Annotated in this window: 23 protein-coding genes and 1 tRNA gene; 4 read left to right on the forward strand and 20 right to left on the reverse strand. The window is 58.3% G+C overall.

Going from position 1 to position 22,220, the window contains the following annotated elements; genetic code table 11:
• Together ACFQUU_RS18600 and ACFQUU_RS18605 are read right to left on the reverse strand one after the other, a co-directional pair.
• A partial coding sequence (locus tag ACFQUU_RS18600) for a hypothetical protein (RefSeq protein ID WP_382249621.1) occupies positions 1-292 on the reverse strand: 292 nt, incomplete at its 3' end.
• Positions 293-618: 326 nt separating this feature from the next.
• Positions 619-1,641, reverse strand: coding sequence for a LacI family DNA-binding transcriptional regulator (locus ACFQUU_RS18605; protein ID WP_382249622.1), 1,023 nt, complete (start codon positions 1,639-1,641; stop codon positions 619-621).
• Positions 1,642-1,891: 250 nt separating this feature from the next.
• On the opposite strand from ACFQUU_RS18605, the gene ACFQUU_RS18610 reads away from it, so the two are divergent.
• From ACFQUU_RS18610 to ACFQUU_RS18625, 4 genes are read left to right on the forward strand one after another with little or no spacing between them, the layout of a single operon-like run.
• Entirely contained in the window at positions 1,892-2,446 is a 555-nt protein-coding gene (locus tag ACFQUU_RS18610; RefSeq protein WP_382249623.1) for a gluconokinase, read from the forward strand.
• Positions 2,443-2,994, forward strand: coding sequence for a TRAP transporter small permease (locus ACFQUU_RS18615; protein WP_382249624.1), 552 nt, complete (start codon positions 2,443-2,445; stop codon positions 2,992-2,994). The genes ACFQUU_RS18610 and ACFQUU_RS18615 overlap by 4 nt, the downstream gene beginning before the upstream one ends.
• Positions 2,991-4,268, forward strand: a complete 1,278-nt coding sequence (locus ACFQUU_RS18620) for a TRAP transporter large permease subunit (RefSeq protein WP_382249625.1) — start codon at positions 2,991-2,993, stop codon at positions 4,266-4,268. The genes ACFQUU_RS18615 and ACFQUU_RS18620 overlap by 4 nt, the downstream gene beginning before the upstream one ends.
• A 29-nt stretch (positions 4,269-4,297) precedes the next feature.
• The gene (locus ACFQUU_RS18625) at positions 4,298-5,305 is read left to right on the forward strand and encodes a TRAP transporter substrate-binding protein (protein WP_382249626.1); all 1,008 of its coding nucleotides are present in this window, start codon (positions 4,298-4,300) and stop codon (positions 5,303-5,305) included.
• A 200-nt stretch (positions 5,306-5,505) separates the two neighbouring features.
• Here ACFQUU_RS18625 and trmB read toward each other — a convergent pair whose 3' ends face one another.
• From trmB to dapB, 18 genes are all read right to left on the reverse strand, one after another.
• Positions 5,506-6,225 (reverse strand): tRNA (guanosine(46)-N7)-methyltransferase TrmB, encoded by a 720-nt coding sequence (trmB, locus tag ACFQUU_RS18630; protein WP_382249627.1) that lies wholly within the window; start codon positions 6,223-6,225, stop codon positions 5,506-5,508.
• A 61-nt stretch (positions 6,226-6,286) separates the two neighbouring features.
• Positions 6,287-6,360 (reverse strand) — tRNA-Gly (locus tag ACFQUU_RS18635).
• Between the two features lie 206 nt (positions 6,361-6,566).
• Positions 6,567-7,733, reverse strand: a complete 1,167-nt coding sequence (locus ACFQUU_RS18640) for a diguanylate cyclase (protein WP_382249628.1) — start codon at positions 7,731-7,733, stop codon at positions 6,567-6,569.
• Between the two features lie 137 nt (positions 7,734-7,870).
• Positions 7,871-9,349, reverse strand: a complete 1,479-nt coding sequence (locus tag ACFQUU_RS18645) for an NAD-dependent succinate-semialdehyde dehydrogenase (protein ID WP_382249629.1) — start codon at positions 9,347-9,349, stop codon at positions 7,871-7,873.
• A 46-nt stretch (positions 9,350-9,395) separates the two neighbouring features.
• Positions 9,396-10,115, reverse strand: coding sequence for a helix-turn-helix transcriptional regulator (locus tag ACFQUU_RS18650; RefSeq protein ID WP_382249630.1), 720 nt, complete (start codon positions 10,113-10,115; stop codon positions 9,396-9,398).
• Positions 10,116-10,258: 143 nt separating this feature from the next.
• The gene (locus ACFQUU_RS18655) at positions 10,259-10,627 is read right to left on the reverse strand and encodes a VOC family protein (protein ID WP_382249631.1); all 369 of its coding nucleotides are present in this window, start codon (positions 10,625-10,627) and stop codon (positions 10,259-10,261) included.
• A 101-nt stretch (positions 10,628-10,728) separates the two neighbouring features.
• Positions 10,729-11,934, reverse strand: a complete 1,206-nt coding sequence (locus ACFQUU_RS18660) for a class I SAM-dependent RNA methyltransferase (RefSeq protein ID WP_382249632.1) — start codon at positions 11,932-11,934, stop codon at positions 10,729-10,731.
• Positions 11,935-12,021: 87 nt separating this feature from the next.
• On the reverse strand, positions 12,022-12,627 hold the full coding sequence (locus ACFQUU_RS18665) for a 2-hydroxychromene-2-carboxylate isomerase (RefSeq protein WP_382249633.1): 606 nt from the start codon (positions 12,625-12,627) through the stop codon (positions 12,022-12,024).
• 195 nt (positions 12,628-12,822) lie between these two features.
• On the reverse strand, positions 12,823-13,245 hold the full coding sequence (locus ACFQUU_RS18670; protein ID WP_382249634.1) for a CopD family protein: 423 nt from the start codon (positions 13,243-13,245) through the stop codon (positions 12,823-12,825).
• 2 nt (positions 13,246-13,247) lie between these two features.
• The gene (locus tag ACFQUU_RS18675; RefSeq protein WP_382249635.1) at positions 13,248-14,513 is read right to left on the reverse strand and encodes a glutamate-5-semialdehyde dehydrogenase; all 1,266 of its coding nucleotides are present in this window, start codon (positions 14,511-14,513) and stop codon (positions 13,248-13,250) included.
• 262 nt (positions 14,514-14,775) lie between these two features.
• Positions 14,776-15,792, reverse strand: a complete 1,017-nt coding sequence (gene holA / locus ACFQUU_RS18680) for a DNA polymerase III subunit delta (RefSeq protein WP_382249636.1) — start codon at positions 15,790-15,792, stop codon at positions 14,776-14,778.
• 49 nt (positions 15,793-15,841) lie between these two features.
• Complete coding sequence (gene lptE / locus ACFQUU_RS18685) at positions 15,842-16,345, reverse strand: LPS assembly lipoprotein LptE (protein WP_382249637.1); 504 nt, start codon at positions 16,343-16,345, stop codon at positions 15,842-15,844.
• A 14-nt stretch (positions 16,346-16,359) separates the two neighbouring features.
• Complete coding sequence (gene leuS / locus ACFQUU_RS18690) at positions 16,360-19,014, reverse strand: leucine--tRNA ligase (RefSeq protein ID WP_382249755.1); 2,655 nt, start codon at positions 19,012-19,014, stop codon at positions 16,360-16,362.
• A 115-nt stretch (positions 19,015-19,129) separates the two neighbouring features.
• Positions 19,130-19,456: a barstar family protein gene (locus tag ACFQUU_RS18695; protein WP_382249638.1), complete on the reverse strand. Its 327-nt coding sequence runs from the start codon at positions 19,454-19,456 to the stop codon at positions 19,130-19,132.
• A gap of 4 nt (positions 19,457-19,460) precedes the next feature.
• Positions 19,461-19,883, reverse strand: coding sequence for a biopolymer transporter ExbD (locus tag ACFQUU_RS18700; RefSeq protein WP_057291908.1), 423 nt, complete (start codon positions 19,881-19,883; stop codon positions 19,461-19,463).
• A 20-nt stretch (positions 19,884-19,903) separates the two neighbouring features.
• Positions 19,904-20,581 (reverse strand): MotA/TolQ/ExbB proton channel family protein, encoded by a 678-nt coding sequence (locus tag ACFQUU_RS18705; protein ID WP_382249639.1) that lies wholly within the window; start codon positions 20,579-20,581, stop codon positions 19,904-19,906.
• Positions 20,582-20,630: 49 nt separating this feature from the next.
• Positions 20,631-21,380 carry an energy transducer TonB gene (locus ACFQUU_RS18710; protein ID WP_382249640.1) on the reverse strand — a complete coding sequence of 250 codons (750 nt, stop codon included), beginning with the start codon at positions 21,378-21,380 and terminating at the stop codon, positions 20,631-20,633.
• A 24-nt stretch (positions 21,381-21,404) separates the two neighbouring features.
• Positions 21,405-22,208 (reverse strand): 4-hydroxy-tetrahydrodipicolinate reductase, encoded by an 804-nt coding sequence (dapB, locus tag ACFQUU_RS18715; protein ID WP_382249641.1) that lies wholly within the window; start codon positions 22,206-22,208, stop codon positions 21,405-21,407.
• Between the last annotated feature and the right edge of the window lie 12 nt (positions 22,209-22,220).

The following is a 22,220-nucleotide window of genomic DNA, read 5'->3' on the forward strand; positions in this document are numbered from 1 at the left end:
TCGCCACTTCCTCGGCAATCGCCTGCATGCTGCGCAATGCAGCCTGGGCGAGCGTGGAGGCATCAAATGCCGGCAGCGCTTCGCGGATCATGTCAGCGGCGCGCGGGGTGCTGGCGGCAAAGGCGGAGCGCACGCAGGCGCCATGGTGGATGCCGGGCAGGGCGGCGACGCGCCTGGCCAGGTCGTCATAGGCGTCGGAAACCTGGTGGGTGTAGTGGCCGATGCGGTGGTGGATCTGGGCCTTAACGGAATCGCTGGCCCGGTGGTACTTGTCGAGGAGTTCGCGCAGCACGAAGTCGGGGGAAACAGGGGCGGATGAGCGGGCAGGCGGAGGAGGCATGGAAAGTATTGTCAAACAGATATGTTAACAATACATCAACATTTCGTCCGGGCACAAGCACTTCGCCACTTCCACTTCAGGTGGACGCTAGAAAATCTCCATGGACACGGATGATGCGCGAGACAGGGCTATGCTTTTCGTTGCTTGAGTTTGTCAGCGCATCTCATGCTGCTTACCCCGCCAGCTAGCGATCGTACAGGGCATCGATAAGCAAACGATTCAGCCGCCACAGTTATGTTGACCGTATGATCAAACTTCAAACACGGACGAACCACACATCAAGTGCTTTCTCTCACCACCAGCGAAAACCCCAGGTCTTTCTTTTCCGGCGAGGGTTTCTCACCGTTCATCAGCTGCAGCAGCATGCTCGCCGCCGTATGGCCGATGTCGTAGCGTGGCGTCGCGATCGTCGTCAGTGTGGGATGCACCCAGGCTGCGGCTGCAAGGTCGTTAAATCCGGCTACAGCCAGCTTTTGTGGAACCGGAATGCCGCGCCGCTGGCATTCGAAAAGCACGCCCAGCGCAAGGTCGTCGTTGCAACAAAACAGCGCGTCGGTCTGCGGTGCCTGATCGAGCAAGCGGCCGAGCAGGTTAGCGCCGAGGCCGATTGACGAAGGCGTCGGGTCGAGCAGTTCGCCGATTGGATAATTGAGTCCAGCGCCGTGCAACGCCGCACGATATCCGGCAAGGCGTTCCATCACGCGCGGGTCAAGCTGCGCACCCAGAAAGCCGATCCGACGGTAACCACGTTCCAGCAGGTGTCTGGTGATGGTGCGTCCCGCATCGAATTGTTCCAATCCGACCGAATAAGCATCGGTATCGGTCAATTCCATCATGTGCACGACGGGAATACGACTGCGTTTGAGCAGCTCCCGCGTCGCGCTGGTCTGGTCGAAGCCGGTTATCAGGATGCCGTCCGGCGAATGTTCGAGATACGCGCGCAGCAGGCTTTCTTCTTCGTCCGGTGAGTAGCGGGTGTCTCCAATCAGTGTCCGGTAACCCGCCGTATGTAGAACGTCGCGTACGCCCTCCAATAGCTGTGTGAACACGGTATTGGACAGGGAAGGGATGAGTACCGCAACGCTTTCCGAGCGGGCACGCGCCAATGCGCGCGCGGCGCGGTTGGGCATATAGCCCAGTTCAGCGATCACGCTTTCGATCTGAGTGCGCAGCTCTGCCGACACCAGGTGCGGTGCATTGAGTACGCGCGAGACGGTGATCGAACTAGTGCCGACGCGTTCGGCGATCTCGCTCAGGGTGACGCGGCCGGTTTGAGTGGGACGAGGTTTTCGAGTTGCCATAAAAAAGCTTTTTACCGTAATCAACCTATGCTCGCAAGGCATGCCGCGTCGTCAAAAGACTTGGCAAACCATGCCCGGTGCAGAAGAGTTTGTCGACCGAAATAATTAGACTGTTATTTGCTGCACTGCCGCATCGAAATTCCTTTACAAACTGCGATCGCGCATTAAAATCCGGCTTACTGTTAGCGCTAACAGTAGCGCAAAACCAAGGTCTGCACAACTCTTTAACTTTCCCGGGCGCCTGTCTCGCATGTCGGAACCAACAAACAACCACCGTAGCAAGCCGCCCAAGCGCTGGATCGTGATGGGCGTCAGCGGCTGCGGCAAAAGCGAAATAGGGCGTCTGCTCGGCGAGCGTCTTGGCTTTACCCATGTCGAGGGCGACGAGCATCATCCGCAAGCCAATATTGCCAAGATGGCGGCGGGTCAGCCGCTTGACGACCATGACCGCCAAGGATGGCTCCTCATCCTGCAACAGCAAATCCGCGAAGCGGCGGACCGCGATTCCGGCCTCGTGCTGTCCTGTTCCGCGCTCAAACGTCGTTACCGCGACCTGCTCCGTGGCGGCGATCCGGACTTGTACTTCGTGCATCTCGATGGCACTCGTGAACTGATCGCACAACGCATGCAGGCAAGGGCCGGTCATTTCATGCCAGTGACTCTGCTCGATAGCCAGTTTCGCGATCTGGAGCCATTGCAAGCGGACGAGGCTGGCATGCGGGCCGATATCCGCTTGCCGCCGGACGAACTAGTCGATAGCGTGCTGGCGCACTTTGATTTCGAAGACACGAAGGACAAGACATGAAATATCTTTTACCGCGTGCGGAACGGTTTGCCGAATACCTGATGGCCCTGGCATTGACGATCATGGTGGTGCTGGTCTTCGGCAATGTGGTCTTACGTTATGGCTTCGGCTCCGGTATTGCATGGGCTGAAGAGATTGCGCGCCTGATGTTCGTGTGGCTGATCTTCCTTGGCGCGGTCCTGGCCCTGCGTCACCATGCGCATCTGGGCGTGGAGATGGTGCAGGCAAAGCTACCGCCGAAGCTGCGGCGTGTATGTGCCGTCATTAGCCACCTGCTGGTCTTGTATGGTCTCTGGCTCTTCTTTAGCGGCAGCTGGACACAGACAGAAATCGGCATGACGACGTATTCCACGGTACTGGGTTATCCGACCGCATTGATGGCGGGCTCAGGCCTGCTGTGCGCAGGAACGATGATGCTGATCGTTGCTGCCAACCTCTGGCGCATTGTCCGCAACGATCCGCGTGCGGTCATTCCGGGAAACCCCACCCCAACTGAAAACGATGCGCCGCAAATGCCTGCAGGCCAGCCGCAAGGAGTAATAGAATGACGATGGGTATTTTCCTGGCATCGCTGACCGTGCTGATGGCGCTGGGCATGCCGATCGCTTTCGCGTTGCTGCTGACGGGCGTCGTGCTGATGTTCCATCTGGATTTTTTCGATGCCCAGCTGGTTGCGCAAAATATGCTTTCCGGTGCGGACAACTTCCCGCTGATGGCAGTGCCTTTCTTCATTCTCGCCGGCGAACTGATGAACGCGGGCGGCATTTCACGTCGCATCATCAATCTCGCGGTCAGTTTTGTCGGCCACATCCGTGGTGGGCTTGGCTATGTCGCGATTGCCGCAGCCGTATTGCTTGCCAGCCTTTCCGGCTCGGCGATTGCCGATACGGCGGCACTGGCGACGCTGCTGATTCCGATGATGCGTGACAATGGATACCCTGTGCCCGAAAGTGCCGGCCTGATCGCGTCGGGTGGCATCATTGCCCCCATCATTCCACCGTCGATGTCATTCATTATTTTCGGCGTTGCGACCAATACCTCGATCAGTGCTTTATTCCTCGCGGGCATCGTTCCCGGTGTGCTGATGGGCGTCGTGCTGGTCGGCGTCTGGATGGCAATGACGCGACGCATGACTGTGGTCGCGCAGCCCAAAGCAAGCTGGGCGCAGCGCAAGCATGCGCTGATCGATGGCCTGTGGGCGTTGCTGCTGCCGGTAATTATCATCGGTGGCCTGCGCGGCGGCATTTTTACTCCAACCGAAGCAGCGGTAGTCGCTGCCGTGTATTCACTGCTAGTCAGCGTATTCGTCTATCGTGAAGTGAACTTCCAAACACTGATCAAGCTCCTGATCGAAGCGTCGCGCACCACCAGCATTGTTCTGTTCCTGTGCGCAGGGGCACTGGTATCTTCCTACATGGTGACATTGGCCGACCTGCCGGCACAGGTCATCGACATGCTGGCGCCATTGATGAACGATCCGCGATTGCTGATGGGCGCAATGATGCTGCTGTTGCTGGCGGTCGGCATTGTGATGGACTTGACGCCAACCATTCTTGTGATGGCACCCGTCATGATGCCGGTCGCTGTCAAGGCCGGCATCGATCCGACTTATTTCGGCGTGATGTTTGTGCTGGTCGGCACCATCGGATTGATTACGCCGCCGGTATGCACCGTGCTGAATGTGGTCTGCGGTGTCGCCAAAATTTCTATGGAAAGCGCCACACGCGGTGTCTGGCCATTCTTGTTGGCTTATACGCTGTTGCTGGGACTGTTCACCGTTTTTCCCGGGATCATCACACTGCCGATGACCTGGTTCCGCTAACACCGATCAAATCAACCAAAGGAGACATCATGAAAAAAATCGTCAATGCATTGGCCATCGCGCTGGCGCTGGCCGGATTGTCAGCCAGCGTGCAGGCAGCCGATTACAAACCACGTATCATCCGCTTCGGCTATGGACTGGCCGAGGACAGCAACCAGGGACGCGCGGTGAAATTTTTTGCCGATGATCTCGCCAAGCGCACCGGCGGCAAGATGAAGGCAAAAGGCTTTGCCAATGCCAGCCTCGGCAGCGATACGCAAATGCAGAATGCACTGATCGGCGGCGCACAGGAAATGATGGTGGGATCAACAGCGACGCTGGTCGGTATCGTCAAAGACTTTGGTGTCTACGACTTGCCTTTCCTGTTCAATAACGAGAAGGAAGCCGATGCGGTACTCGATGGACCGTTTGGCCAGAAGCTCATTGGCAAGCTGCAGGACAAGGGACTGGTCGGCCTCGTATACTGGGAAAACGGATTCCGTAACCTGACCAATACCAAGCACCCGGTCGCAAAGCTGGAAGACCTCCAGGGCATCAAGCTGCGCGTGATGCAAAACCCTGTCTACATCGACATGTTCAACAGCTTTGGTGCCAATGCGGTACCGCTGCCATTCTCCGAGTTGTTCACCGCCCTCGAGACCAAGACGGTCGATGGCCAGGAAAATCCGGTCAACACCATCCAGTCGAGCAAGTTCTACGAAGTGCAGAAATACCTGTCGCTCACCAAGCACGTCTATAGCCCATGGATTGTCCTCGTGAGCAAAAAGTGGTGGGATGGTTTGTCTGCCGACGAGAAAAAAGTGATTCAGGAATCCGCCGCTGCATCACGCGATTTCGAGCGAAAGGACAGCCGCGAAGCCGCTACCAAGGCTGTCGATTTCCTGAAGCAGAAGGGCATGCAGGTGACTGTGGTCAGCGATACTGAACTGGGCCGCATGCGTGAGAAAGCCAAACCGGCATTCGACAAGTTTGCGTCCGAAGGCGGTGCGGACCTGATCAAGGAATTGCAGGGCGAGATTGCAAAGGTACGCAAGTAAAGTAAGTGCTGATGCTTACTTAGTCGCTGTGTGCACTTTCATACCGTTTCGTTAAAAAGCAGTTACAACACGAGATGAAACATTGACGAAATGTTATTGAAGCAAAAAGGGACGATCTTTACAGGATCGTCCCTTTTCTTTTGGGTAGCAATATCAATTCGCGGGAATGGTCAGATATTGTCCCCGTCGATATGCGGAACTTACTTTTTTACAAACACCAGGTCCCACACACCGTGCCCCAGCTTGAGGCCACGGTTTTCAAACTTCGTCACCGGCCGGTAGTCGGGGCGCGGCGCATAGTCGTCAGCGGTATTTTGCAGGCTTGGTTCATCGCTCAATACCTGCAGCATCTGTTCCGCATATTCCTGCCAGTCGGTTGCGCAATGCAGGTAACCTCCCGGTGCGAGGCGTGACGCCAGCAATTCCACAAACGGTCCCTGTATCAGGCGTCGCTTGTTGTGGCGCGCCTTGTGCCATGGGTCAGGAAAGAACACATGCACGCCTGCGAGGGAATCCGGTGCAATCATGTGCGTAACGACTTCCACCGCATCGTGTTGCAGGATGCGAAGGTTGTTCAGATTCTGTTCGCCGATCAGTTTGAGCAGACTGCCAACGCCGGGTGTGTGTACTTCCACCCCGACAAAGTTCTTGTCCGGCATGCCAGCGGCGATCTTCGCGGTCGTATCGCCCATGCCGAAACCAATCTCAAGAATCAATGGCGCGGTGCGGCCAAAGGCCTGATTGAAATCGAAAGGTGCCTTGACATAAGGAATGCAGAACTGCGGACCCAGCGTATCGATCGCCCGGGCCTGCGCGGTCGAAAGCCGGCCGGCACGCGTTACAAAACTGCGAATGCGATGTTCGGTCGGGTCGTACAGCATCTGCCGCGGTACGGCGTCATCAGAGTGATTGTCGGACATGCTAGATGATAGGAACTAAGAGCTAGGCAAATAAAAAAGGCACCATTCGGTGCCGGCATTCTGGAGCGGGTGAAGGGAATCGAACCCTCGTCGTAAGCTTGGGAAGCTTCTGCTCTACCATTGAGCTACACCCGCGGAACCAGCATTTTACGCGGGTTTGGGGGCGGCTGGCAAAACCGACGGAATGGGAAGTGTGCTGGAAAACGTTATCGATGCTTTTTCTAAAACGCGATGGTTAGTGAATGTTTTAGTCTTGTGCCAATGAAATTCGGAAAGACGGCTTTCCGAAGCGAAACAACTAGGGGGATTCGTAGAAGACCTGATCTATTCGCTCGGCAAGCCTACGCCACCTTCACCAAGCTCTCCGCCAGATGCACCTGATTCCGGCCATTCTCCTTCGCACAATACAACGCACGGTCAGCTTCCATCAGCAGCGCATCGACCGCCATACCGGCTCCCTGCGCAACAGCGACGCCGATGCTCACCGTATAGCGTGGTAGTTCGCTCACGGTCACTTCGGAGATATGGAAGCAGATGCGTTCTGCAATCGCTTTTGCATCTTGCAGCGAGGTCTCGGGTAACAGGACGATAAATTCCTCGCCCCCGTAGCGGCCAAGCGAATCGATGTCACGCAGAAGGCCCTTGCTGCGTTCAACAAAGTTGATAATCACGCGGTCACCAACCAAATGACCGAAGCGGTCGTTGATGGACTTGAAGTTATCGAGGTCGCACATGAGCAGTGCGAGTGGCCTGTCATGACGTTGGCTACGTGCCATTTCCTTGGTCAGCAGACCGATGAAGGCCCTGCGCGAATACGCTTCGGTTAACTGGTCGTGCGAGGCGATGAACTCCAGTGCAGTGCGCAAGCGCTCATTGGCCATCAGCATGGCGCCCAAGGTGATGGCAAGCACCGAAAACGCGAGAGAAGCCAGATAGATCTTCTGTGTCATGGTCGCGCTAAGTACATCGGTCGGTACATCGATTTGCAGCAACAGGGTCGAAACGCGTACTGCCGAGATGGTGCCGATGGCAGTGAAGATCAGGCAGGTAAAGCGTCCGGCAAGGGTTGATTCTGTCGTTCGATAAACGAGAACGGCGCAGGCAAAGAACAAGATGGTGTTGGTTGCCGTGACCAGCAGTGAGCGCGTCGGATAGTGATCGCTTACGTAGGTGAACCACGCGACGTAGGCCGTCACGAAGAAGAGAACGGCACCAAGCAGCCGGCCATGCGCGCGCAGGCCGGCAAAATGCCGGAAGCCGGTGTAGAAACACATGATGCCGCACACCAGCATGGCATTGGCGACGATCACGGAGAAGAATTGCGGGATGACGCCGGTCAGGCCGAACAGGCCGCTGGCGACCACCATGCCGGTCAGGCCCCAGCTCCAGTAAGCGAGGCCGCCAATGGTCGGCGGGAAACTGCGCCGCAGCATGAAGAGAATAGCCGAGCACAGCAGGCCGAGCAGTCCGGCAACAAAGATCAACGAGCGTGGATCAAGTTCTGACACGGTGCTATTCCATCCGAATGGGAACTATAGCAATATGTGTTCAAAATTTCCACGAAGAAATGATGGTGCCGAAAAGCCCAGGGCAGGGCGCCGACCCGTAGGCCGGATCTGGGCAAACCAGGTTCAGCTTGGTTCGATCAGATACCACCCATGCAGAGGTATTTCATTTCCAGGTATTCGTCGATGCCGTAACTTGAGCCTTCGCGTCCCAGGCCCGACTGCTTGACGCCGCCAAATGGTGCGACTTCATTGGAAATCAGGCCGGTATTGATGCCGACCATACCGTATTCCAGCTTCTCGGCAACGCGCCAGACGCGGCCAATGTCGCGTGAATAGAAATAGCTGGCAAGGCCGAAGTCCGTGTCGTTGGCCGCGGCAATCGCTTCTTCCTCGGTCTTGAACTTCGCTACCGCCGCAACCGGACCGAAGGTTTCCTCGCGCATGATCTTCATGTCGGCGGTAACGTTGCCCAGCACCGTCGGTTCATAGAAGTGTCCGCCCAGCGCATGCAGCTTGCCGCCAGTGATCACGTTTGCACCTTTGGCCAGCGCATCGGCGACATGCTCCTCGACCTTGGCGATAGCCTGATCATCGATCAGCGGGCCTTGTGCGACGCCTTGTTCAAAACCGTTGCCGACCTTGATGCCTGCAGCGCCGGCCGCAAGTTTCGCAACGAAGGCGTCATAGACTGCTTCATGGACATAAAAGCGGTTGGTGCAGACACAGGTCTGGCCGGCATTACGGTACTTGGAGGCGAGCGCGCCTTCGACGGCGGCATCGATATCCGCATCGTCGAAAACGATGAAGGGTGCATGGCCGCCAAGTTCGAGCGCCAGCTTCTTGACGGTCGGCGCACTTTGCTGCATCAGAATGCGTCCGACCGGCGTCGATCCGGTAAAGGAAAGGTGGCGTACGATGGGACTGTCGCACAGGACCTTGCCGACTTCAATCGAGCGCTGCGAATCGGCAGTGATGATGTTGATGACACCGGGCGGTATGCCGGCGCGGTGCGCCAGTTCGGCCAGTGCCAGCGCTGACAGTGGGGTCTGTTCGGCCGGCTTGATGACAATGGTGCAGCCGGCTGCAATGGCGGGCGCAACCTTGCGGGTGATCATCGCAATCGGGAAATTCCAGGGCGTGATCGCCGCGCAGACACCGATCGGTTGCTTCAGCACCACCATGCGCTTGTCGCTCCAGGTCGATGCCATCACATCGCCGGATACCCGTTTCGCTTCTTCCGCAAACCATTCCACGAAACTGGCGCCATAGGCGACCTCGCCCTTGGCTTCGGCCAGCGGCTTGCCTTGTTCGGCGGTCATCAGGGCGCCGAGGTCATCGACATGCGCGATCATCAGGTCGAACCATTTACGCAAGACGCCAGCACGTTCTTTCGCGGTTTTTGCAGACCAGCCAGGGAAGGCTGCCTGCGCCGCGTCGATGGCAGTCTTCGCTTCGTCCGCACCCATGTTGGGTACCGATGCGATCGTGACGCCATCGGCCGGGTTGGTGACATCAAAGGTCGCCGACGCGCCAACCCAGTTTCCGTTCAAGTAAGCCTGATTGCGCAGCAGGGCGCCGTCGTTCAGTTTGGGCAAGCCCTTGACCTGTTGCAGCATGGGGTGTCTCCTGTCTTATTCTGAAAAAAGTAGAATAACCCAAAGCTTAGCGGCTTGCCTGATTGCCTGCAGATGCGGGCCTGTTGCCGGCGCTGCGCTGCACCGCGCGCACAAAGTCTGCAAGGCGTCGGCCTTCATGGCTGGGATAGGTGTCGAGCGTTTCCAGCGACTGCACCCGATCCAGCCGGAAGGACCGGAAATCGCTGCGCAGTTCGCACCATGCGGCGATCAGCCAGGTGCCACCAAAAAAATACAAGCCCAGTGGCCAGACGATGCGATCCGACACAGTCGAACCCGCATCTGCATATTCCAGTTGCAGTTTGCAATGCTTACTGATCGCTTGTCGGATCGTTTCCAGGCGCTGACCGTGTTGCGGATCTAGATGGAAGGTGGGGGCATACATCGCCGTGGCTTCGACAAAATCGCGTTTTTCGCGTGGAAGGGCAAGCGTAACCTTGGACAAGGCGGCCACCGCCGATGCGGCAAGCTGGGGGCCTCCCCATGCTTGCACCATGCGCATGCCGATCACAAGAGCGTCGATCTCATCGGGCGAAAACATCAGCGGCTGAAGGTCGAATCCTGCCTTGATCCGGTAACCGACGCCCGCTTCACCTTCCACGGGAACGCCGGACAAGGAAAGATCACGAATGTCGCGGTAGACAGTGCGCTCGGAGACCGCCAGCCAGTCGGCCAGTTGCCTTGCCGTGGTCAGCTTTCGGGCGCGCAGATATTGTGCGATCTGAAAAAGGCGGTCGGCTCGGCGCATGCTCAGCCTTTAAGCAATTAGTGCACGCATTTCCCGGACGAGAGAGTCCGGGAAATCGGGTTCGATGAGAAATATCGCTGACATGCGTGCATTTTGGCAAAGGCAGTGGCATGCGTCCAGCAATCCATTAAAAGTAATTGGCTCTAATGCGCTGCGTGCAGCGCGATGCGATTGCCTTCCGTATCCACCAGGTGGGCAATGAAGCCAAGTTCCTTTGGCAAAGCCATCTTGCCCATCAGGATGCGTCCGCCAGCGGCTTCCACCCGGCCGAGCACGGCGTCCAGGCCGGGCGTCGCATCGAGATACAGCACGGCGCCGTCGGTATGCGGCACCAGGTATTCGCCATGTGCCACACAGCCCACGCTTTCGCCGTTCTCGTCACTGAAGATGCCCATCGGCAGACTGCCCATATCTTCGACCTTCAGCTTGGTATCGAAGATGGTTTCATAGAAGCCGACTGCGCGCTGGAAGTCGATGGACGGGATTTCAAACCAGTTGATTTTTGTTTGCATGATGCGCTCCTTGTTGTTGGACCGTTGAACGGTTGAATGCCGGTCGGCACAGGACGCATCATGCGGGAGGGCTCCTGACAGCATTGTGTCAGGAGGGTTTGTCAGGAAGTTTTTGGCTTGGCTTCTTCGCGGCGGTTGAACCCGGCCACCATGTCGAAGCGGAACAGTCGGCATTCCAGCGCGCCGTTGAAGAATGGCGTCTTGCGCGATTCCTTGAGGCGCAGCAGTTTGGGCAAGCCCAGGTCGGCGGTGAACAGGAACACCTTCCAGCCGGGGAAACGCTGCTTGAGCGTCGTGCTGAAGGAACTGTAGAACGCGGTCGCCATTTCATCGGGCGGTTGGGTGCTGTCGCCGCGCACACCGATACGTTCGCCGTACGGTGGATTGGTCAGGATGATGCCGGGAATGCCGCTTGGCGGTTTGACTTCCTGCGCCTCGATCTGCTTGAGCGGTACATCGAACTGGATGCCGGCGCTCTGCAGGTTATTGCGCGCCATGACGATCATGTCGCCGGAGATATCGCTGCCAAACAGCGTCGGCGTGCGCGGCAGGGGATTCGGCTTGACTTCGTCCTTGATGGACTGCCATTCGGCAGCCTTGAAGCCAAGGAATTTTTCAAAGCCGAAGTTGCGGCGCGAACCCGGCGGAATGCCTGCCAGGATTTGCGCCGCTTCGATCAGGATGGTGCCGGAGCCGCACATCGGGTCGAACAGCACGGTGCCGGGTGTCCAGCCGGATACGCGCAGCAAGCCGGCCGCGAGGTTTTCGCGCAAGGGCGCATCTCCGGTTTCCTGGCGCCAGCCGCGCTTGAATAGCGCTTCGCCCGAGGTGTCGAGGTAGACGGTATAGCTGTGCGCGTCGAGGAAACCGACAATACGCATGTCCGGCGTACGGGTGTTGACCGAAGGACGCTTCTGGTACAGGTCGCGGAAACGGTCGCATACCGCGTCCTTGATCTTGAGCGTTGTGAATTCCAGGCTTTTCAGCGGCGACTTGATCGCGGTGAGGTCAACGCGGATGGTGTGGTCGACGTCGAACCACTCTTCCCAGGGCTGGGCCAGGGTCAAGTCGTAGATATCATTTTCGTTCGTATAACCAGCCTGCGCCATGCGCAGCAGCACGCGCGACGCAATGCGCGAATGCAGGTTGATGCGGTAACTGTCCGACAGCGAACCCGAGCAGTGCACGCCACCCGGCACCTGGTTGTGGACTTTCAGCGTTTTGCTGTGTTGGGCGATTTCGCCGATTTCCTCTGCCAGCGCGGCTTCAAGCCCGCGCGGACAGGGACAAAAATAAGAATATGCCATGGGGAACCCTTTATCCGTAGTTAATCAATAATTGCAATTGCGTTTGTGAATAGCCCAGCAACAGCGCATCAACAACGCAGCAACAACTTAATGCTTCTGAAACGCCCGCTCCACAAAATCCAGCCTGTCCTGACCCCAGTACCCTTCGCCATCCACGACATACCACGGCGATCCAAATACGTTGGCGGCAATCGCCTCTTCCGTGTACCGGTCATACTCGGTCTGCACACTCGCCGTCTCCGACGACTTCAGCAAGGCCTTGCCATCGTGTCCGCACTCCAGCGCAATTGCGGCCAGCGTATCCATGTCGCCGATGTTGCGCTCTTCCGCCCACACTGCGCGCATGATCGCACCGGCGATCGTCAATGCGGCGTCAGTACCATGCGCAAAACGGGTCGCGATAATGAGCTTCGCTGCCGGATCGCCCGGTACCGGGAAAAACTTCGGCTGCAGGGTCATCGGCATCTGAAGATGTTCGCTCCAGCGCTTGAGTTCGACCAGGCGATACGCCTGGCGTTGCGGTGCGCGCTTGGCAAGCGGCAAGCCGCCCGACACATTGAAGACCTTGCCGAGATCGAACGGCCTGATGTCCACCTGTACGCCGTACTGTTTCGCAAGTGCGACAAACCGCTCATGACCCAGGTAGGTCCACGGCGATTGCGGCGCCAGATAATATTCACAGACCTTTGCCATCCCATCCTCCTCACAAAGTGGTTATACCAATCCCAACCCATAACGTGACATGACATCGCGCCTTTTTCCGCCTGGCCGCGTTGCACTCGTCGTCAATAGCCTGCTATTGACTCCTCCTGCGCCTTGCCAGTCAAAAAAATCCATCGATGTCATTTGTCACGTTATGGGTCAAGATTGGTATTAGTCCCGACCGGATCAAAAAGGTTTGACCACGACCAGGATAGTGACAAGCAGCAAGCCGAGCACGGGAACTTCGTTGAACCAGCGGTACCAGGTATGAGCGCGCACATTACGGCCGTTTTCGAATTTCTTCAGCAGCGAACCGCAGGCATGGTGATAGCCGATCAGCAGCACCACGATCGCCAGCTTTGCATGCAGCCAGCCGTTGCCGGGACCCTTGCCGATGCCGTATCCCAGCCACAGCCAGAGGCCGAATAGCAAGGCGAAAATTCCCAGTATCGACATGAAGCGATAGAGCTTGCGCGCCATCGTCAGTAGTCGCGTAGTGGCTGTCGCATCGGTTTCCATCGCCAGGTTCACGAAGATGCGCGGCAGGTAAAACAGGCCGGCAAACCAGGACGCGACAAAGACGATGTGCAGCGATTTTACCCAGAGCATGCTTACTCCCGGATTTCGCCGTGGCCAAACACCACGTACTTCAGCGATGTCAGTCCCTCAAGGCCGACTGGGCCGCGTGCATGCAGCTTGTCGTTGGAGATCCCGATTTCGGCGCCGAGACCGTATTCAAAACCGTCGGCAAAACGGGTGGAGGCATTGATCATCACGGAAGCCGAATCGACCTCGCGCAGGAAGCGCATGCCGTTGGTATAGTCTTCGGTGATGATGGAGTCGGTGTGCTGCGACGAGTAGGTATTGATGTGGTCGATCGCCTCGTCAACGTTGGCAACGATCTTTACCGACAGGATCGCGGCGAGGTATTCGGTGCGCCAGTCTTCGTCGGTCGCGGCCACCAGTTTCGGATAGCCGACAAGGAGCTTGCCGGCTTCTTCGTCAGTACGCAGTTCCACCTCCTTGCTGCCATACAATTCGGCGAGCTTGGGCAATACCTGCGGTGCAATGCTGCGTGCTACCAGCAAGGTTTCCATGGTGTTGCAGGGCGAATAGCGCTGGCATTTTGCGTTGAACGCGACCTTCAGTGCCTTGTCGATGTCCGCCTTGTCATCGATATAGACATGGCAGATGCCGTCGAGGTGCTTGATCATCGGCACCTTGGATTCTTTCATCAGGCGCTCGATCAGGCCCTTGCCGCCGCGTGGCACGATGACATCGACGTACTGCGGCATCGTGATCAGTTCGCCGACCGCGGCACGATCGGTGGTTTCGACGATCTGGACCGCGTCTTCAGGCAAGCCGGCGCCGGCGAGTCCGGCCTTGACTAGCTTGGCCAATGCCTGATTGCAATGAATCGCTTCCGAGCCGCCGCGCAGGATGGTGGCGTTGCCGCTCTTGATGCAGAGGCCCGCGGCATCGACGGTGACGTTGGGACGAGCTTCATAGATGATGCCGATGACGCCCAGCGGCACGCGCATCTGGCCGACCTGGATGCCGGTCGGACGGTATTTCATGTTGGAGATTTCGCCAATCGGATCGGGCAGGGCGACGATCTGTTCCAGGCCTTCAGCCATGGTGGCGATGGCCTTGTCCGACAAGGTCAGGCGATCAAGCAATGCGGGAGCGAGGCCATTGGCGCGGGCGGCTTCCAGGTCTTTCTGGTTGGCCGCGCGCAGGTCGTCCGCCTGCGCGCGGATGGCTGTGGCGATCAGCGACAGCGCCTTGTTCTTGGCGCCGGTGTCGGCCTTGGCCATGGCACGCGACGCCTTGCGGGCGCGCTGGCCGACTTCGTTCATGTAATGCTTGATGTCCATGTTGTTGGCTCTTGTAAATGCAGAATTCTTGTTTGTGTGCAGGACTATGGTTAGGCTGGAATCAGGGTGATTAGCGCTACGCTGGCCTGCCCCTTCCCCCTTGCAGGGGGAAGGCTGGGATGGGGGTAGTGCGGTCGAGCTGTCGCAGTCTTGTGTTCAACCTCCACACCTCCATCCCAACTTTCCCCCTACGAGGGGGAAGGGGTCTGTTCTTTAGTTGGCGAATGCAGTGCCCGATTCGATGTGCCGATCCATACAACACCTACCCCCGCGCCACCTTCAACCCCAGCTGCAGCAACGCATCCCACGCATCACCAGCAAACGCTTTTGCCCTCAAACCCTTAACCATCTTATCGATTTGCGCCGCTTCTTGCAGCGCTGCTTCCAGCGTCGACAGCTTCAGCCTGCGCAGTGCCGGTTCCATCAGCTTCTCGCGTGGACCCCAGATCCGGTATTCCTTCAGCAGCATGCCAACCGATTTTCCCTGCGCCGCACCCGCCTTTACCTTGAGCAAAGTTCGGATTTCCTCGGCCATCGCCCACAGCACCAGCGGTAGCGCTTCGCCTTCGCCTTTCAAACCCTCGATCATGCGCACCAGGCGGGCCACATCGCCAGACAGCATCGCTTCATTCAGCTTGAATACGTCGTAGCGGGCGACATTCAGTACCGCGTCGTGCACCTGTTCAAAACTCAGCTTGCCTTCCGGATGCAGCAGAGCCAGCTTCTGCAATTCCTGATGCGCGGCGAGCAGGTTGCCTTCAACCCGATCGGCGATGAAATCAATGCTTTGCCGGTCAGCGCTTTGCTTCTGGGCAGCAAGGCGCATGCCGATCCAGTTGGGCAGTTGCGCGCGTTCGACCAGCGGGATATCGATATACACGCCGGCTTGCTGCAGCGCACCTACCCAGGCGGCCTTTTGTGTCTGCCAGTCCAGCTTCGGCAGGGTGATCAGCGTGACGTTGTCCGGGCTGAGTGCGCCAACGTATTCCTGCAGTGCCTGGCCGCCATCCTTGCCGGGCTTGCCGGTGGGGATGCGCAATTCGATCAGCTTGCGGTCGCCGAACAGCGATTGCGACTGATTGGCCGCAAGCAGGGCACCCCACTTGAAGCTGCGCTCGACGACCAGCACTTCACGTTCGGAATAACCCTGCGCGCGTGCCGTCTTGCGGATCTTGTCGGCTGCTTCCAGCGCGAGCAGGTGCTCATCGCTCGTGATCACATACAGTGGCGCAAGCGATTTCGCCAGATGCGTATCGAGTGCGTCGAGCCGTAGTTGCATTGCTTGTCCCGTATGGTGCGTATATTGCGTGTGTTGCGTATGGTGCCAGTCAGGCCGGCTTCAGCGCTGCCATCCGGCGCAGAATCTGCTGCACGGCATCCGATTGCATGTCGCGATAGAGCAGGTCTTCTTCCTTTTCCTTCGCGATCACTTGCGATTCATTGAAGCTGATGTCGCGCTTGAGCACGATTTCGGTTGGCGGCAGCAATTCCTTGTCGGTGCGATCCTTCACCCGAAAACGCATCCGGTAATACAGCGAGTACTCGCGGATGCGCCCCTGCGTATTCAAGGACAGCGTCGCCTTTTCCCGGGATTCGCCAAGCACGTCGATGATCGCATCGGCCTGGCTTGGGTTGGTCGCGATTTCCGTGTTGCCGCTTGCGCGAACGTAGCGCTTGAGTTCGACACCCAGCGGCGATGTTTCCGGCACGCCGATGTATACGCTCCTGAACGGCAGGCTGGACTTGCCATCGGATCCACGCAACTGGAACCCGCACGCCGACAATGTCGTGGCGGCGGCCAGAGCGAGGAGCAGTGCGGCGCGTCGATTCATGGACTCTCCCGTTGTCAGGCGACGATGTTGACCAGTTTGCCGGGCACGATGATGACTTTCTTTGGCGCACCTTCGACAAACTTCTTCACGTTCTCATTGGCCAGTGCTGCAGCTTCGATGGCTGCCTTGTCGGCTTCCTTCGGTACCTTCACGCTGCCGCGCAGCTTGCCGTTGACCTGCACCATGAGTTCGATTTCGGCCTGTTCCAGGGCACCGGCATCGACCTGTGGCCATGGCGCATCAAGCATGTCGCCATGGGCCTTGGCCAGGCCGAGTTCCTGCCACAGCACATGCGTCACGTGTGGCGCGACCGGGTACAGAACGCGCAGGAAAATCGAGAAACCTTCGGCGATCACCGCGTTGGAGGCAGCGGAATCATCGAGCTTGGCGGCTTCCAGCGTGTTGAGCATCTTCATGCAAGCCGACACCACGGTGTTGTACTGGATACGCTTGAAGTCATGGTCTGCCTGCTGCAGGATCTTGTGGATCTCGCGGCGCAAGGTCTTGTGCGTTTCCGGCAGCGTGCTGAAGTCAACAGTGCCTGTACCCGCATCCGCAATGCGTCCTGCCTGCGCGTGAGCAAATGCCCAGACGCGGCGCAGGAAGCGATTGGCGCCTTCTACGCCGGCACCCGACCATTCGAGAGTCTGTTCCGGTGGCGATGCGAACATGGTGAACAGGCGGGCGGTATCGGCGCCGTACTGGTCGATCTGTGCCTGCGGGTCGATGCCGTTGTTCTTGGACTTCGACATCTTTTCGGTGCCGCCGAGTTCGACCGGCTTGCCGTCGGACTTGAGCAGCGCCGACACCGGGCGGCCCTTGTCGTCAAAGCTGAGTTCGACATCGGCCGGATTGAACCAGGTCTTCTTGCCGCTGGCGTCTTCGCGGTAATAGGTTTCGTTGAGCACCATGCCTTGGGTGAGCAGGTTGACGAAAGGCTCGTCGAACTTGATCAGGCCGAAGTCGCGCATCACCTTGGTCCAGAAGCGTGCGTACAACAGGTGCAGCACCGCGTGCTCGATGCCGCCGATGTACTGGTCCATCGGCATCCAGTAATCGTTGCGTGCGTCGACCATCGCGTCGTTGCTGCCCGGCGAGCAATAGCGCATGTAGTACCACGACGAGTCCACGAAGGTGTCCATGGTGTCGGTTTCGCGACGCGCCGGCTTGCCGCACTTCGGGCAATCGACGTGCAGGAACTGCTCATGCTTGTTGAGCGGGTTGCCGCTGCCATCCGGCACGCAGTCTTCCGGCAGCACGACCGGCAAGTCCTTTTCCGGCACCGGTACGTCGCCACAGCTGCTGCAATGGATGATCGGGATCGGCGTGCCCCAGTAGCGCTGGCGTGAAATGCCCCAGTCACGCAGGCGATAGGTAATCTTTTTCTCGCCGATGCCCTTGGCCGCGAGATCGGTTGCAACGGCGTCGACAGCAGCGGAGTAATTGAGGCCGTCGTACTTGCCGGAGTGGATGCAGACCCCATGCTCCTTGTCCGCATACCATTCTTCCCAGGCGTCGGTGGAGTAGGTCTTGCCTTCAACAGCGACCACCTGCTTGATCGGCAGGTTGTACTTCTTCGCAAACGCAAAATCACGTTCATCATGCGCGGGGACACCCATCACCGCGCCATCGCCGTAGGTGATCAGCACGTAGTTGCCGACCCAGACTTCGACCTTGTCACCGGTCAGCGGGTGGGTGACGAACAGGCCGGTGGGCATGCCTTTCTTTTCCATCGTCGCCATGTCGGCTTCGATGACACTGCCTTTTTTGCATTCGGCGATGAAGTCGGCGAGTGCCGGATTATTCTGTGCAGCGTGTGTAGCCAGCGCATGTTCCGGTGCGACGGCGCAGAAGGTCACGCCCATGATGGTATCGGCGCGGGTGGTGAAAACCCACATCTTGCCGTCGTTGATGGCCTTGCCTTCGGCATCCTTGATGTCATGCGGGAAGGCGAAGCGCACACCGGTCGATTTGCCGATCCAGTTGGACTGCATGATGCGCACGCGTTCCGGCCAGCCGGGCAACTTGTTGTCGACAAAATCGAGCAGTTCTTCCGCGTAGGACGTGATCTTTGCGTAGTACATCGGAATTTCGCGCTTCTCGATCAGCGCACCCGAACGCCAGCCACGGCCGTCGATTACCTGCTCATTGGCGAGCACGGTCTGATCGATCGGGTCCCAGTTCACGGTACCGGTCTTCTTGTAGATGATGCCCTTTTCGAGCATCTTGAGGAACATCCACTGGTTCCACTTGTAGTAGTCCGGCTTGCAGGCAGTCATCTCGCGCGACCAGTCGATCGCAAGGCCCATCGATTGCATCTGCTGCTTCATGTACTCGATGTTCGAGTACGTCCACTGCGCAGGCGGCACGCCGTTGGCCATCGCCGCATTTTCGGCGGGCATGCCGAAGGCGTCCCAGCCCATCGGCATCAGCACGTTGTAGCCGTTCATCCGCAGATAGCGGTACATCACGTCATTGATGGTGTAGTTGCGCACATGACCCATGTGCAGCTTGCCGGACGGGTAGGGAAGCATCGAGCAGGCGTAGAATTTCTTCTTGTCCTGGCCGTTCTTGTCCTTCGCGTGTTCGACAGTCTTGTAGGCGTCGATCGCCTTCCAGTGGTCTTGCGCCGCTTTTTCGACGTCGCCGGGGAGATATTTTTCTTGCATGACGGATGAAGCTGAAAGTGGAATTGAACCCGTCATTATACTTGCTCGCCGGGGGCTATTGCCGTTGGGGATGTCAGGAATTTCGCCGTGAAATCAGGGCAAAACAGGCAACAATTCAGCGCAGAACGAGGCCGACCGCCGGTTTTTTACCGTTTTCGAGGTATAGCTGGTTGACTTCGGCGGCACATTCCTCGAGCGCCGAGAGGATTTCCGGGGCCTCCCGGCGTAAGACATCGGAGTGCAACACCTGGATCTGCAGCATTTCATCCGGCGCAAGGCGGAACGCCGACATGCCGTCGTCGTCACGCAATCCGCTCAGACAATCAATCCAGGCATCCATGTTGCCGCCGTAAAAAGCGGGAAATCCGAGGGCTTGCTTGCAGGTCTGGTGAAAGCCCGCCCAATCGGTAAGTGTGCGACCATCGAGCTGTACGGCTGGCATCTGGCTAAGGTTTCTCTTTGGAGTCGGTGACGAAACCCATCTTGGTCATGCCGTTGGTCTGAGCCGTGGACATGACTTGCGCGATGATTTCGTACCGGGTGGATTTGTCGGCGCGCAGCTGCAATTCCGGTTGCGGCTGCTTCTTTGCTGCGACAGCGAGCCGGTTGCCGAGTTCCTGTTGCTCGATCGGGTCGTTGTTCCAGAAAATCTTTCCTTCACCGTCGATGGATAGGGAAATCGTTTCGGGCTTTTCCGGGGCGGCGGTCGACTGCGCATTCGGCAAATCCAGCTTGATTGAATGCGTGAACAGCGGCGCCGTAATAATGAAAATCACCAACAGCACCAGCATCACGTCGACCATCGGGGTAACGTTGATGTCGGCCATTGGAGCCTGTTTTTTGTCGTCGTTGAATCCGCCGAATGCCATGGGTTTTGCTCCGCTAGCGGTTACTTGCCGACGCGCGCGCCGGTGGTCAGGTAGGCGTGCAGGTCATGTGCGAAGGCATCAAGTTCTGCGAGGGTAACACGATTGACGCGGGTGAAGGCGTTATACGCAAGCACAGCCGGGATCGCCACGACCAGCCCGAGCGCCGTCATGATCAGCGCTTCGCCGACCGGTCCGGCCACCTTGTCGATCTGTACCGTGCCGGCCGTCGATACCGCCACCAGCGCATGGTAGATGCCCCACACCGTGCCGAACAGACCGACAAAAGGCGCCGTGGAGCCCACCGATGCAAGCAGAGTCAAGCCGCTTTCCAGTCGGGCCGAGACGCGGTTGATCTCCTGTCGCAAGGTGCGCGTGATCAGTTCGCTGGGATCAACGGTCGCATTTAGCGAGCCGGCCTGGGCCGTCACATTCGCAGCCTCGGCGCTTTGCACCGCGAGCGGCGCATAGACGTCTTCGCTGTCGGCGTTCTTCACGATCGCAATCGCGTCGGGCAGGGTGGGCGCTTTCCAGAAGCCGTCGAGCGCACCGGCGCTCCTGCGTATCCGCCATGAACTCCAGGCCTTCGAAAAAATGTAGTACCAGCTGATCACCGACATCAGCAGGAGCAGGTAGGCTACCGAATGCGTGACCGCGTCGCCTTGAGCCCAGTAGTGCGCGAATCCGAGAGTTTGGTTCATGATAATTATGTATGTGTGAAATTGAAGCCAGTTTGAAGTCAGTTTCAAACTAGTTCTGGAGTTTAAACGGAATAGGGATCAGAAACCATTCGCCGACTGGCTTGCCGTCGCTTGTGGCCGGTTCAAAGCGCCATGACTGGACCGCGTTTCTGGCTGACTGGTCGAGCAGGGGAAAGCCGCTTGATGTTCGGATCTCAACCGTGCCGGCACTGCCGTCGGCCTGGACGAAGACCCTGAGCACCACCGTCCCTTCCTCCTCCATCTGCCGTGACATACGCGGGTATTCCGGCTTGCGGTTGCTGGCGGCATAGCGCGCCGGTATCGACACGGGTGTCCTGGCGACTGGCGTGGCGGCGGCGACCGGAGCGGGCGGCGGCGGAGGGGCAGGCGGAGTTGTGACGGCACTGGAACTGGACGGTGTCGGCCTGGCATCGAAGGTGACATCCGGTGCCTGCGTACGCGGTACTTCGCGTGGCGGCGGTAAAGGTTTCGGTGCCGGTTTGCGTTCGACACGGGGCTTGGGGTCTGGGCGTCGCTTTTCGGGCGGTTTTTCTGGTGGCGGGGAGGGCGGTGGTGCAGGCGATACCGTTGGCGCAGGCTCCGCCGTCACGGGTAGCGGCGCTGGTGGTGTTGGCGCCTGCAGCAGCGCTACCTCGATCGGTTTGGGCGGCGTATCCGGTTTGGGCTGGGACTTGTTGCCCAGTCCGGTTACCACGACACCGATCAGAGCGACATGGAGCAGCAGGGTGGCAACCGCAGGGAGCACCGATGCCGATCGTTTTCGGGTACCGGTGTCCATCTGCGGGAATGATTTAAAGATTGGTCAGAGCCCGAGCACAGCCTGCATGTCGTACAAGCCGGTCTTCTTGTCCGCCAAAAAGCGTGCGGCACGCAGGCTGCCATGCGCATAGCTCATGCGGCTCGATGACTTGTGCGTGATTTCGATACGTTCGCCGGTACCGGCAAACAGTACCGTATGATCGCCGACAATATCGCCGCCACGGATGGTCGCAAACCCGATCGATGAAGGATCGCGTTCGCCAGTCACGCCTTCTCGTGCATAGACGGCAACATCGTCGAGATTGCGGCCAAGCGACTCGGCAATCACTTCGCCCATCTTGAGTGCCGTGCCGGACGGTGCGTCAACCTTGTGGCGGTGATGCGCTTCAATGATTTCAATGTCATAGCCGTGGGAAAAACTCTTGGCGGCCATTTGCAGCAACTTGAGCGTGACATTGACCCCGACGCTCATGTTGGGCGCGAACACGATGGCGGTCTTTTCTGCGGCCGCCGCGATCGCTGCCTTCCCGGCTTCGTCAAAGCCGGTGGTGCCGATGATGAGCTTGATGCCATGTTCGGCGCAATATTCCAGGTGCTTCAGCGTGCCTTCCGGACGGGTAAAGTCGATCAGGAATTCCGCATTTGCCAGGCCCGATTCGAGATCTGACTGAATTGCCACATTGGCCGGCTTGCCAAGGAAGGCGGCTGCGTCGGTCCCGATGCCGGGCGACGATGGCACATCGAGCGCACCGGCAAGAATGGCATCGTCCGCATTCTGTATGGTTTCAATCAGCATGCGGCCCATGCGGCCGGACGCGCCTGCAACGGCGATTTTAAGTTGGCTCATGATTGAATTGGA

Source organism: Herbaspirillum sp. GCM10030257 (assembly GCF_042666555.1).
In the GTDB taxonomy this organism is placed as follows: domain Bacteria; phylum Pseudomonadota; class Gammaproteobacteria; order Burkholderiales; family Burkholderiaceae_D; genus Noviherbaspirillum.